Genomic DNA, 13,756 nt, shown 5'->3' with positions numbered 1-13,756 from the left:
GTGTATAAGAGACTGTCTTTACACCGGCTATTTTAATCGTCTTACTATTTTGCTTATTAGCACGGCATTCATTATAAAATTATATGATACAATTTCAAAGGGACATTTTAGATTATATTTTCTAGAATGTCTTTTTTATTTTGGCAAATTTGGTAGTTATTCAGAAAATTAGAAGTAGGTAATTATGAACGCAATAAAAAACAAATATAAACAAGTTTACGGTATTGAATATGACGCTAATTGTTTCATGGCAGAGCTTTTAATGGCACTGAATATTACCGTACCAAACAGCAAATTATGAAATCAGCAACAATTCCATCTTGAGCTGAAAGATTTGTTGATTGGCCGTATGTAAAAAGTAGTATAATCAATTTATAAATATTTTGGAGGAGTGAGTTTGTGAGTAAAATATGTGCAATAGATGGACAAAAAATTGGAGTAATGACTGGTAAAGTTCAAATTAATGGACAATGGGTGTGTGCAGATCATTTGAAGCAGGCTGGTTTTGATAGTGCTAATGACGCTTTAAAATATATCAATCAAATAAACATTGATATGCTAAAGCAATACATAGCTGGTAACTATGATTTAAAACAAGCTATTCTTGGTTCTTCTAATTCTAGATTAACTGAAATTCAAGCTCAATTTGAGGCTGCAGGTGTTTCAGATTTATTTGGAACTAAAAAGGAAGTAAGAGCCTTACCTGATATTTTGCAACAAAACGAAATTGTTAAATACGCTACTAGCGGATTAGTTGATGGAAATACTGTTTTGATGGTTTTGACCAATACTAGAATTTTATTCATTGATAAAGGTCTGATTTATGGTATAAAATCAACTGAAATTCCTTTAAATATGATTAACAGCGTATCTTATTCTACTGGAATGTTATTAGGTTCCATTACTATTACTAATGGTGCTGTGACTACCGGCGTTAAAGATGTTTCAAAACAAACAGCACCTATTATGGTTGATAGAATTAAAACTGAAATGGCTAATTTTCAACAATATAATAACCAGCGGTATAATCAGCAACCAATGCAAAATAATGACGTTGCTGAACAATTGCGCCAATACAAATCATTATTGGATGAGGGTCTCATCACCGAAGCAGAATTTAATGCTAAAAAACAGCAATTATTAGGATTATAAATAACACAAAAAAGCCACACTCATCCCCGACCAAAGTTTTGAGTGTGACTAACAGATACACATACATAAGGTGTCTTTCTGCACCTTCTAGTTTAATAAATATAGGAGGTTTTATCAATGGCAACATTTGTAAAAAAAGGTAAAAAGTGGATGGCTCGCATTAGCTATAAAGATGCTAGCGGGAAATATCAACGTGAAAATAAAGGTGGTTTTGCAACTTAAAAGGAAGCACAATTATATGCAAATGAATTTGAAATTCGTGCTGCTAAAGGTCCGATCTCTTTATCTGGAAAAATACCCTTTCCAGAATATTTCTTGAATTGGTATGAAACATATAAAAAGCCAAATATTAGCGAACGCACCCAACGTACATATATTCATGCTCATCATGTTTTAAAAAATTATTTTTCAGACTATCCTATTAATGATATTACTCGCCAAAATTATCAAAAGTTTTTATCTGATTATGGAATGCATCATTCTAAAGCAACAATTAGCAAAATTAATTCTTTAATTCATGCTTGTGTTAAATCTGCACTTTATGATGATGCTGTAAAAAAAGATTTTATTCAAAATACTAATTTAGTTTTTGATAAAGACCGTACACAAAAAATTGAATATTTGAGTATGAGTGATTTAACTAAGCTAGTAACATTTTTACATCAAACCCTTAACCCTCATTTCACTGCTAAGTATATGATTCTCCTGGCCATATTTACGGGGATGCGACTTGGCGAAATACAGGGTCTAAAATGGGATGATATCAATTCAAATTTTAAAACAATTACTATAAAAAGATCATGGCATGAGGGCTTAAAAATATTCAAAGACACTAAAAATGAATCTTCTAAAAGAGTTATTCGGGTTAATGATGATATTTTAAATATTCTATCTCAACTAGATCATTCCACAGAGCAAGTTTTTATTAATCAGTATGGAACTATACCTACTTCTAGTGCTGTAAATAAGACACTTAAAGAAAGTTTAAAAGACTGTGGTATAAATCGTAATGGATTTCATTTTCATTCGTTACGCCACACACACGTTGCTTTTCTGCTATATAACAATATTGATTTATATGTGATTTCTAAGAGATTAGGTCATAAAGATATGACTACAACTATTCGCGTTTACTCTTATTTAATTGATGAATATAAGACTAAAACAGATCAACAAATCGAAAAAGTACTTAATAGCCTTGAAATAGGTGCATCTAACAATCATTCTGTGGTGCCAAAATAGTGCCAAATTATTTTATTTTTTTATGTTTTTTAATGGAATATATAAAACGAGAACCCCTCAAAATGTTGATTTGATAGGATTCTCGTTTTTTGTAATTCTTTTAATTTATTATCAAAAGGAGAGTACAGGATTTGAACCTGCGCGCCGATATCGAATCGGTTCGCCGGATTTCGAGTCCGGTGCATTACCACTCTGCCAACTCTCCATAAAAAGTAGCTTACGCTACTAATATTGCATTAAAGTAAACATATCATAGTTTTTAATTTTATCACGGCCATGTAAATCAGTCAACTCAATTAAGAAAGCTGTTCCGACAACAATACCACCTAATTCTTCAACTAATTTAATTGTAGCAGCTAAAGTTCCACCAGTCGCCATTAAATCATCGACTACTAATACTTTTTGACCAGGTTTAACGGCATCTTTTTGCATGTATAATGATGCTTGACCATACTCCAAATCATAAGTAACTGAAACAGTATCGCGAGGCAATTTGCCTTTTTTACGTGCTGGAGCAAATCCCACTCCTAATTTATACGCAACCGGACAACCAACAATAAATCCGCGGGCTTCTGGACCCACAATCATTTCAGTACCACGCTTACGAGCATAATCAACAATCTGGTCCGTCGCAGCTGCATATACCTCTCCGTTATACATTAATGGTGAAATATCGCGAAATATTATGCCCGGTTCTGGAAAATCTTTAACATTTGCAACATATTTTTTAAAATCCATGGATATAGCTCCCTAAATATCATTTGTTATTTGATTAATAAATTTAACAAGATCATCAAATTGAACATTAACAAGTTTCTGTTCGACTTCTGCCAAATCTCTAATTTTACAATACGTTGGTGAATCAGTTAATTGTTGCGCAGCTAGCTTAGTTGTTGGAACTAACAAACCATCTCTTATTTTAACAAAATCTAACTCAGAAAACACGGTTAAAACAAATTTAATCTCAAAAATTGACAAACCTAAATATTGCGCAATTGCTTTCAAATTTTTACTTGGCAGAGCTTGATGGTTCAAAAAATACTTTAAACATTGGTGCCATGTTGGTGGCGGCAGCTGAAGCTGATAATAATGCGGATATTTTGTATAAAACATCAAATTTAATTCACTCAATTGCGGATTTTGTTGAATAAATTTTTCAAAAGCTTCTATATTAGGCGGTCGATCTACTAAAGTGACGTGATCAATATTCTTTAAATTCTGTTCAGCTAAAAAACACTGAACCTGCGGGTAAAGTTCTTTAACTTGATTGAAATATTTTTTCTGAAAAAAAACTAAATTATTGTCAGTTTGCAGCAGTTTAGCCCGAACAGAACTACTTTCACGTAAATCTTGAATCTTAAGTTTAATGGTTCCATTCAAATCAACATCTTGTAAATTAACCTGAATCTGCGCATGATTGCGCCACCTATGCTGCTTTAAGGTGCCATAAACAGCTGTAATTGTATCACTTTGTAATTGATCCAGCAATTGTCCCCAATTAAAACCCACGACTTCTAGACTATGCTGGTCATGTTGCAAGGAAATCTTGAGATGATCTTGACCTTTTTTACCTAAATAACCAACACTATAAGAATTAAAATGATTAATTTTAACCACCGGCAAGAGATTTCCTTGACCAAAAGGAGCAAGAAGTTGCAGTTGCTGCATTAAATCAGTATTGGCTTGTGAAACATCTAGTGCTAAATCATAGTATTGCTTAGGCTTTTTTGTAACATCTAATAATTTCACAACTGCCAATTTATTAAGCTGCTCGCTCCAGGTACTAATATCCTTTTCGTCCATAGTGAGACCACAAGCCTGAGCGTGCCCACCAAAATTTTGGTAGTATTGTTTAACTGCAGCTAAGGCTTGATACAAATTAAAATCCGCAATGCTTCTTGCTGAACCAACTGCTTTACCATCGGCTAAAATAGTTAGTACAATCGTTGGATGATTGGTCTTTTCAGCTATTTTGCCAGCAACAATACCTAAAACACCTTGATGCCAATTTTCTCCAGCAACTACAATAATTTTTTGGCCTTTTGTTAATTGCTTTTGCACTGTTGAGTCTGTGGCTGCGACAATTTCAGCTGTCAATTTTTTTCGTTGCTGATTAAGTGCTTCAACCCTTTTGGCTGATGCTTTGGCCAACTGGACATCTTCTGTTAATAAAAACTTAACACCATTAATAGCTTTATCTAATCGGCCAATTGCATTTAAGCGGGGTGCTATTTGAAAACCAATAGTTTCCTCATCAAAATCAGCCACATTAACATGTGCTTGTTGGCATAACTCTTCAATTCCCAAACGAGGCTGAATTTGAATTTGCTTTAAACCCCAAGTTACTAAAATTCGATTTTCATCAGTTAATTTTACCATATCGGCCACAGTACCTAATGCAGCTAAATCTAGTAACTCTTGAGGCGGTTCTTCTAATAAGGCACTGGCTACTTTAAAAGCTACACCCGCCCCGGACAAATCTGGACAAGGATAAGTACTACCAGGGTAACGTGGATGCACGATTGCCTTTGCTTTGGGTAACTGCGCTGGTAAAGTATGATGATCAGTAATAATTACGTCAACATTTTGGGCTTGTGCATATTGCACTTCTTTTAACCCAGTTACTCCATTATCGACAGTAATAATTAATTGATAACCAGCTTTCACAAATTGCTCATAACGTGTCTGATTAGGACCATAACCATCAGTAAAACGCTCAGGTATAAAAACTGTTGCTTGACCTCCAATGTCGACAATCGCAGCTTTTAAAATAGCAGCGCTTGTCATCCCATCCACATCATAATCACCGTAGATCAGAATTTTTTCATCATTAAAAATAGCCTGCGTAATCCGCTCTATGGCTATATCCATGTCATGAAGTAAATAAGGATCATGTAACGAGGATAGTTGGGGATGTAAAAATTGTTCGATTTGAGAAGTAGATTTTAAGCCTCGCTGCCATAAGAGCCGAGCCACAACTGGTGATAAACCAGTGTTCTGTGTTATTTGCTCTAATTCAGTTACATGAGCTTGACTAGTTGGTTGCCAATTAAATTTTAGACTCAATTACACCCTCCTATCCAAATACTGCTAAGGTAGCACGATTAGCAATCCGTGATGTTACTAAATGTCCTTGAACTAACCACCGATTAGCTCCTCCATCAGCGCAGGTAATTAAAGTAATAAGCTTACTGCCTGGCTGATTATTCATAGTCCATGTCGCACGTGGTGAAATAACCTGCTTCAAATCTACTTTATAGGTATAAACGTTCTTTAAATTAGTGATATAAATCAAATCACCAATTTGAACGCGCGAAATTGGCGAAAACAAAGCACCTTTATCTGTCATATAATGTCCGGCTAAAGCATAGTTGCCCTGACCCATTTTTTCATCAGGTTTTAAGGTGCCGCCACCTGTGGCCAAAGCAGTATCATCTACTCCCTTAACAATTGGTAATTTTAAATTGACAGAGGGAATGGCAATTTTACCAATTGCAGCAGCATTATTTTTAACAGCAGCTTTAGCAGCCTGCTGTACGGTAATTGGTTTAACCTTGGCAAAGTCAAACGAAGCAGTACGCAAATTATTTTGTCGTACTTGATCTTTGGTTAGTTTTTTTAAGCGGGTTTGGGAAACTTGCTGTACGAGATAAACTTTTATAGGTTCATTAAAAATTAATCCTAGAGCTGTAACTAATACCAATAATGTCAAAAAAATCTTCCAAAATTTCTTCATTTTTTAGCTCCATTATTTTTTTAAATCATCATCGCCCATTTGTAAGACCGCCATAAAGGCTGCCTGGGGTACTGTAACACGTCCAACTTCTTTCATGCGCTTTTTGCCGCGCTTTTGCTTTTCTAATAACTTATTCTTCCGAGTCTGGTCACCACCGTATAAGGGACCTGTAACATCTTTTCGATAGGCTTTGACCGTTGAACGTGCGACAACCTTAGTTCCAATAGCTGCTTGGATAGCCACTTCAAATTGCTGCCGGGGGATTATTTGCTTAAGTTTTTGAACAATTGTTCGTCCGCGTTCATAAGCAAAATCTTCATGAACTATAAAACTTAAGGCATCAACAGGTTCTTTATTTAATAAAATATCCATTTTTACCATTTTTGCTGGTTCATAGCCGCTAATACTATAATCTAAGGAAGCAAAGCCATGAGTACTAGACTTTAAACTATCAAAAAAATCATAGATAATTTCTGCTAGAGGCAACTTATAAATAACATTTACGTGATAATTATCCAAATAATCCATTGTCTGAAATTGGCCCCGTTTACGTTCTGATAGTTCCATTACAGCCCCAACATAATCTTTAGGCACCATAATCTCTGCCCGTACAACAGGTTCTTGGATTTCTTTCATTTCGGAAGGATCCGGCATTTGTGAAGGATTATCAATTACTTTTACCGAACCATCAGTTAAAATAATTTTATAATTAACAGAGGGAGCCGTCATAATTAAATCTAAGTTGAATTCTCTCTCAAGACGTTCTTGAATTACATCCATATGCAATAGCCCCAAGAAGCCGACCCGAAAACCAAAACCTAAGGCTTGCGAGGTTTCAGGTTCATACTCTAAAGAAGCATCATTTAATTGCAATTTCTCAAGTGCATCGCGTAGATCCTCATATTTGGCATTATCAACTGGATACATACCAGAATAGACCATGGGTGTGATTTTGCGATAACCAGCTAAAGCGGTTGCGGTAGGATTCGCAGGAGCCGTAATTGTATCACCAACACGGGTATCTTTGACGCTTTTAATGCTGGCAGTGATATAACCCACGTCACCAACCAGCAAGGACTCACGGGGAACGGCTTTAGGCGACATCACGCCTACTTCTGTGACTTCAAATTGCTTGCCGTTACTCATAAGTTCAATCTTATCGCCAACTTTAACTTGGCCCTCAAAAATCCGCACGCTTAAAACTACTCCACGATAGCTATCATAAACTGAATCAAATATTAGCGCCTTTAAGGGCTGGTTAATATCACCGCTGGGTGCAGGTATGTCACTAACAATGCGCTCTAATAATTCAGCAATTCCCATACCATTTTTTGCACTAGTTAATACCGCATTATCAGCATCGATACCAATCATATCTGCAATTTCCGATTTGACGTTGTCAACATCAGCTGAGGGCAAATCGATTTTATTGATAACCGGTACAATTTCTAAATCATTATCAACTGCCAAATATGCATTAGCCATTGTTTGAGCTTGAACACCTTGAGCAGCATCTACTACTAGTAAAGCTCCCTCACAGGCAGCTAAACTGCGCGATACTTCATATGAAAAATCCACATGGCCAGGGGTATCAATCAAGTGGAAGGTATAAACATGTCCGTCATGAGCTTGATATTTTAATTCGACAGCATTTAATTTAATTGTAATACCACGTTCCCGTTCAATATCCATATCATCTAATACTTGATTTTCCATATCACGTTTAGAAACTGTATCCGTCATCTCTAAAATTCGATCCGCAATTGTGGATTTACCATGATCAATATGAGCCACAATGGAAAAATTACGAATATACTTTTGTCTTTGAGTTAAATCAGGACTGGTCATTCAAACACTCCTTTACTTACAGCAAGCATTATATCAATTTTTTCATTATAAACAAAGTAAAGCTTATTAAATTCAAATATGTAAAATTAATGACCAGGAACAAATTATCCTGGCCATTAATATCAAATTAGCCTAATTACCAAATTTATCTTTCATATTGTCACGCATTCGCTCAAATAAATTACGATCTTGTTCTTTAACTTTGCCGCCGCCTAATTCAGCAAATTGCTGTAAGGCGTCCCTTTGCTTAGTATTCAAATGTTTAGGAGTAATAATATCAACGGTGACATGTTGATCGCCTACGCCTCCATGCAAACGAGGAACACCTTGTCCGCGTAAGCGGAAAACTGTACCACTTTGAGTACCGGCAGGAATTTTTAATTCAACAGGTCCCCGAACAGTTTTGACTTTAATCGTATCACCTAAGGCTGCTTGTGGGAAAGAAATGGCGGTATGCGAGTAAATAGTATCACCATCACGTGTAAATTCCCGGCTGGGTTCAATTTCAAATACGATATATAAATCGCCATAAGTTCCTTGATTATCGCCAGCTTCTCCTTGACCATCCAAGCGCATTCTTTGTAAATTATCAATACCAGCAGGAATATTTACTTCGACGGTATGGCCACGGGTTATCTTGCCCTTGCCATGACAAGTAGGACATTTATCAGGAATTTCCTTACCCTTGCCTCCACAGACATCACACACTTGACGACTTTGCATCATGCCTAAAGGTGTCCTTTGGCTCACTTGAATATATCCACTACCATGACATTTATGACAAGTAACAGGTTTAGTGCCGGGCTTGGCTCCTGAGCCATGACATGTGGCGCATTCTTCTTGACGATTATAATTAATGGTCTTTTTACCGCCAAAAATTGCCTCATCAAATTTCAATTTCATACGATATTCGAGGTCACGGCCCTTTTTAGGCGCAGTAGGATCACTGCGACGACTAGAACCGCCGCCAAAAAATGAACTAAAGATATCACCAAAGTCGCCAAAATCATCAAAGCCGCTAAATCCTTGACCATTACCGCCATTAAAGCCACCTTGTTGACTGCCCGTAGTTCCAAATTGATCATATTGGGACTTTTTTTGAGGATCTTTTAAAATATCGTAAGCATCATTAACTTCTTTAAATTTTTTTTCGGCATCGGGAGCTTTATTCAGATCGGGATGATATTTTTTGGATAATTTGCGGTAGGCTCTTTTAATTTCATCCTCAGAGGCGTTACGATCAATGCCAAGTGTCTCATATGGATCCATATTCTACCCAGCCTTTCTATTTCAACGAAATGAGCCAAAGATTGGCTTTGGCTCATCGTTGACTGTGATTAATTAAAGATTGCAGGTTATCAATTAACTATTTATTTTTATCAGGGTCTACTTCTTTAAAGTCACCATCAACAGTGTCGTCACTCTTAGCACCATTAGCATCACCAGAAGTTGCTGCATTTGGATCCTTTTGGGAGTTATCAGACTGAGCTTGTTGATACAACTTAACTGCTAAATCTTGGACAATTTTATTTAAATCATCCTTTTTGGCTTTCATTTCCTCAAGATTATTATCAGATTGAGCTTTCTTTAATGCTTCTTCAGCATCTTGAGCTTTCTTAATTTCATCTTCGGAAACTTTACCTTTGACATCCTTTAAAGTCTTGTCAGTGGTGAAGATTAACTGATCAACTTCATTACGTAAGTCGGCTTCTTCTTTACGCTTTTTATCAGTTTCTTCGTTTTCTTTAGCTTCTTTTTTCATCCGTTCAATTTCTTCATCAGACAAACCGGAAGAACTCTTAATGGTAATCTTTTGTGACTTGCCAGTACCTAAATCTTTGGCAGAAACGTTGACAATACCATTTTTATCGATATCAAATTTAACTTCAATTTGCGGTACCCCCCGTGGTGCTGCTGGAATATCCGTCAATTGGAAACGACCCAAAGTTTTATTGTCAGCTGCCATTGGCCGCTCACCTTGTAAAACATGGATATCAACTGCTGGTTGATTATCAGCTGCCGTGGAAAAGACTTGTGACTTGCTGGTAGGAATAGTTGTATTGCGATCAATTAATTTAGTGAAGACTCCACCCATAGTTTCAATACCTAAAGAAAGAGGTGTGACATCTAGTAAGACAATATCTTTAACATCACCAGTGATGACACCACCTTGAATAGCTGCACCTAAAGCAACAGCTTCATCCGGGTTAATTGAATGATCAGGCTCTTTGCCTGTCCAACTCTTAACAGCTTCTTGAACAGCAGGAATCCGAGTAGAACCACCATTTAAAATAACCTTGTCAATATCAGAGCTGCTTAAGCCCGCATCCTTCAACGCATTTTCAACAGGAATTCGAGTTTTATCAACTAAATCTGCTGTTAATTCATTGAATTTTGCCCGGGATAATGTAGTTTGTAAATGTAATGGACCATCAGGACCAGCAGAAATAAATGGCAAGCTAATTTCAGTTTCTGAAACTCCGGATAAATCTTTTTTAGCTTTTTCTGCAGCATCTTTTAAGCGCTGCAAAGCCATTTTATCTTGTGATAAGTCGATATTGTGCTGAGATTTAAAATCAGCAATCAACCAATCCATAATAGCATTATCAAAGTCATCCCCACCTAAGTGAGTATCACCATTCGTAGAAAGTACTTGAAAGACGCCATCGCCTAATTCCAAGATGGAAACATCAAAAGTTCCTCCACCAAGGTCATATACTAATACTTTTTCGTCGTCTTTACTTTTATCCAAACCATAAGCTAATGCTGAAGCTGTTGGTTCGTTAATAATCCGTTTAACATCCAAACCGGCAATTTTACCAGCATCCTTAGTTGCTTGACGTTGAGAATCGTTGAAATAAGCTGGCACAGTAATGACAGCCTGGGTAACTTCCTCACCCAAATATTTTTCCGCAAATCCCTTAATATACTGCAAAATCATAGCTGAGATTTCTTGCGGTGTATATTCTTTTTCATTAACTTTAACCTTATATCCTGCTTCACCAATATGGCGCTTAATTGAAGCCACTGTATTAGGGTTAGTAATTGCTTGACGTTTTGCTACTTCGCCGACTTGAGTTTCACCATCTTTGAAAGCAACTACAGATGGTGTAGTCCGTCCACCCTCAGGATTTGCAATAATTTTTGGTTCTCCGCCTTCAAGTACTGCGACAGCGGAATTTGTTGTTCCTAAGTCAATACCAATAATCTTAGCCATAAATCTTTACCTTCCTTTATTTTGCTTTAAATAACTTTACTGAGCAACAACTACCATGCTTGGTCGAATAACTCGGTCTTTTAATTGGTAGCCAGCTTGTAATACTTGAACAATCGTATCCGCTGGATGTTGATCATCAGCGGGCACTGTTTGTACTGCTTGATGAACAGTGGGATCAAACTTTTTACCAGCTGCCGGAATTTCTACAATACCATTTTCTGCTAAAGCCTGCTGCAAGTGTTTTAAAACCATTTGCACCCCAGCTGTAATACTTTGGCTATTGCTATCTTGATTTTGCTCTTGGGCACTAATTGCCCGCTGCAAATTATCTAATGCTGGTAAAATAGCTGTCGCCAATTTTTGTCCATCATATTTAATTAAAGCTGCTTGATCTTGCTGATTATGTTTTTTAATATTTTGAATTTCAGCTTGAGATCGCAAATACTTATCTTGAGCCGCTTGTAATTGCTTTTCTAAATCACGATTTTTATCTAATAATTTGTCAACAATTTCTTCATCAACTTGCTTAGCCTTTTTAGCGGTCGTATCTTTAACCTGCTTAGCAGCGGCCTTTTTATGAGCTGTTGCTTTAGATGGCTGCTTTTGCGCAATATCTTTTTCTGATGGAAAATCCTCAGGATTGATTTCTGATTTAGCCAATATTATCCTCCTCGTCTAACTTGAATTACCATTAATTTCTCTGAAGTAATCAAAAAGCCTTTTAGCTAATTCTTTTCTTAAAGAAGCAATTAGCCCAATTAACTGTGAATAAGGCATATTTGTCGGTCCTAATAAAGCAATTAATCCCTGTCCATAATCTCCAACACTATAACGGGCAGTAATTAAACTATAATTCTTCAAGGCTTCCGGGTCGATTTCATTGCCCAAATGAACTCTAATATTAGACTTGGGCTCTTCATCTAAGCTATCTTGATCAAGTCCTAATAACTTAGTTAAGTCTCGATCACTGTCAAATAATGAATACAAGTACTTTAAATTAGAACTATTGCGGACATCTACATAATTCAGCAAATTAGATTTACCATCTACAAAAAAGTGATCTGCCGAAACATTATCAATGATTTCATCAAACATTGATAAAAAGCCATCAGGCGTCTGCAAATATTGGGCAACCAAATATGGAAAATCAGTTTTTAAACGTTGGGAAACTTTGGTTAAGGTTTCACCAACTAGCTGATCATTAATAATCCTTACAACTGATTCAATTTGATCCCCGGGTAAATTATGCGGAATTTTATAAATCTGATTATGCACATCACCATTACTAGTAACAATAATGGCCATTATTTGTTGCTGGCTTAATGGAACAATGCGAAAACCAGTTAATTTTGTATTTTTACTCTCTGGTCCTAGAGCAATCGCCGTATAACTTGTTAAAGTTGATAAAATTTTAGCAGATTGTGCAACAATTTCATCAATTTTATTAAAACTTGGCTTTGCAAAATCTGATTGAATTAATTCAGCAATCTGTTCGGAAACATTAATTGGCTTCAACAAGTTATCTAAATAATAACGATAACCTTTTGCTGAAGGCACCCGTCCAGAAGACAAATGAATTTTTTCAATGAGACCTGCTTTTTCCAAACTTGCCATATCATTCCGAATAGTAGCGGAGCTGACATGGGTTGGCAAGACATCTAATAAAGCCTTCGAGCCAATAGGCTGTCCAGTTTCAATATATTGCTGCACAATTGCTTTTAAAATCTGTGCTTGACGATCAGTTATCAAAACAAATCACCTCGCTCCTAGCACTCATGCACTATGAGTGCTAACAGTATAAAATATAGCAATCTCTTAGCACTGTGTCAAGTCGATTGCTATTTTTTCGCAAAATAATTTTTTGTTGCTTGTTGGTCTTGCTTTAATTGACGAACTAATTGTTGAGGATTATCAAAAGCAATTTCACCGCGTAAATACTGCAGCCATTCTAATTTCATCGTCTTACCATAGATATCTTGCTCGAAGTCTAAAATATTGGCCTCAATTGTTACGGGATTTTGTCCCTGATTAAAAGTTAAATTGCGACCTATTTGAGTCATAGCTGGATACCATTGATTATTTATTTGTACCCGGGTTACATATACTCCGAAATCTGGCACTAGTTGCTGAGGATGCACTGCTAAATTTGCCGTTGGGAATCCTAAAGTCCTACCCACCGCACGTCCATGAACAACCTGACCGCTATTTTGATAATTATAGTTTAACATTAAATTGGCTTGAAAAATTTGATGTGTTTTCAGAGCTTTTCTAACATTAGTCGAAGAAATTTTAGCGCCAGCCATTTGTAGCTGAGGTACTTCTACTACTGAAAAATGATTTTTGGCGAGAGTTTTTAAATGTTGCATATCGGCTCTATCCGCGGGACCAAAGGTCCAATCAAATCCAGCCACTAAGGTATTAAGCTTGAACTTTAATAAAAATTCATTTACAAATTCAACAGGCTGTAATTGAGAAAATTGCTGATCAAATTTCACAATATAAACAATATCAACCCCTATCTGTTCCAGTAATTCTAGTTTGCGTGGCAGTAAAGAAAGATA

12 protein-coding genes and 1 tRNA gene are annotated in these 13,756 nt (G+C 36.3%); 3 read left to right on the top strand and 10 right to left on the bottom strand.

Going from position 1 to position 13,756, the window contains the following annotated elements; all coding sequences use genetic code 11:
* The first annotated feature begins 399 nt into the window (after positions 1-399).
* The 3 genes from EQ827_RS06360 to EQ827_RS06355 all read left to right on the top strand — a co-directional run bounded on the left by EQ827_RS06360 (position 400) and on the right by EQ827_RS06355 (position 2,394).
* Positions 400-1,152, top strand: a complete 753-nt coding sequence (locus EQ827_RS06360) for a PH domain-containing protein (protein ID WP_309109345.1) — start codon at positions 400-402, stop codon at positions 1,150-1,152.
* Positions 1,153-1,269: 117 nt separating this feature from the next.
* A complete protein-coding gene (locus tag EQ827_RS09185) occupies positions 1,270-1,374 on the top strand; it encodes an Arm DNA-binding domain-containing protein (protein ID WP_309109344.1) in 105 nt (34 codons plus the stop codon).
* A 33-nt stretch (positions 1,375-1,407) separates the two neighbouring features.
* Complete coding sequence (locus EQ827_RS06355) at positions 1,408-2,394, top strand: tyrosine-type recombinase/integrase (protein WP_309109346.1); 987 nt, start codon at positions 1,408-1,410, stop codon at positions 2,392-2,394.
* A gap of 116 nt (positions 2,395-2,510) precedes the next feature.
* Here the strand turns inward: EQ827_RS06355 and EQ827_RS06350 are convergent.
* From EQ827_RS06350 to ribF, 10 genes are all read right to left on the bottom strand, one after another.
* Positions 2,511-2,599: transfer RNA gene (locus EQ827_RS06350), tRNA-Ser, on the bottom strand.
* A 20-nt stretch (positions 2,600-2,619) separates the two neighbouring features.
* Positions 2,620-3,132 (bottom strand): adenine phosphoribosyltransferase, encoded by a 513-nt coding sequence (locus EQ827_RS06345; protein ID WP_219912659.1) that lies wholly within the window; start codon positions 3,130-3,132, stop codon positions 2,620-2,622.
* A gap of 12 nt (positions 3,133-3,144) precedes the next feature.
* A complete protein-coding gene (recJ, locus tag EQ827_RS06340; RefSeq protein ID WP_181190153.1) occupies positions 3,145-5,460 on the bottom strand; it encodes a single-stranded-DNA-specific exonuclease RecJ in 2,316 nt (771 codons plus the stop codon).
* Positions 5,461-5,470: 10 nt separating this feature from the next.
* Positions 5,471-6,130, bottom strand: a complete 660-nt coding sequence (locus EQ827_RS06335) for a class A sortase (RefSeq protein ID WP_181190152.1) — start codon at positions 6,128-6,130, stop codon at positions 5,471-5,473.
* 12 nt (positions 6,131-6,142) lie between these two features.
* A complete protein-coding gene (gene lepA, locus EQ827_RS06330) occupies positions 6,143-7,978 on the bottom strand; it encodes a translation elongation factor 4 (protein WP_181190151.1) in 1,836 nt (611 codons plus the stop codon).
* A gap of 132 nt (positions 7,979-8,110) precedes the next feature.
* Positions 8,111-9,247: a molecular chaperone DnaJ gene (gene dnaJ, locus EQ827_RS06325; protein WP_181190150.1), complete on the bottom strand. Its 1,137-nt coding sequence runs from the start codon at positions 9,245-9,247 to the stop codon at positions 8,111-8,113.
* 97 nt (positions 9,248-9,344) lie between these two features.
* A complete protein-coding gene (gene dnaK, locus EQ827_RS06320) occupies positions 9,345-11,195 on the bottom strand; it encodes a molecular chaperone DnaK (RefSeq protein ID WP_181190148.1) in 1,851 nt (616 codons plus the stop codon).
* 36 nt (positions 11,196-11,231) lie between these two features.
* Positions 11,232-11,855, bottom strand: a complete 624-nt coding sequence (gene grpE, locus EQ827_RS06315) for a nucleotide exchange factor GrpE (RefSeq protein ID WP_219912658.1) — start codon at positions 11,853-11,855, stop codon at positions 11,232-11,234.
* 15 nt (positions 11,856-11,870) lie between these two features.
* Entirely contained in the window at positions 11,871-12,944 is a 1,074-nt protein-coding gene (gene hrcA / locus EQ827_RS06310; protein ID WP_181190147.1) for a heat-inducible transcriptional repressor HrcA, read from the bottom strand.
* Positions 12,945-13,033: 89 nt separating this feature from the next.
* A partial coding sequence (gene ribF / locus EQ827_RS06305) for a riboflavin biosynthesis protein RibF (RefSeq protein WP_181190146.1) occupies positions 13,034-13,756 on the bottom strand: 723 nt, incomplete at its 5' end.

This window comes from Bombilactobacillus bombi (genome assembly GCF_013607485.1).
GTDB classification, from domain to species: Bacteria; Bacillota; Bacilli; order Lactobacillales; family Lactobacillaceae; genus Bombilactobacillus; species Bombilactobacillus bombi_A.
Note: the sequence above shows the minus strand (reverse complement) of the source record. Positions and strands in the feature narration are given on the sequence as shown.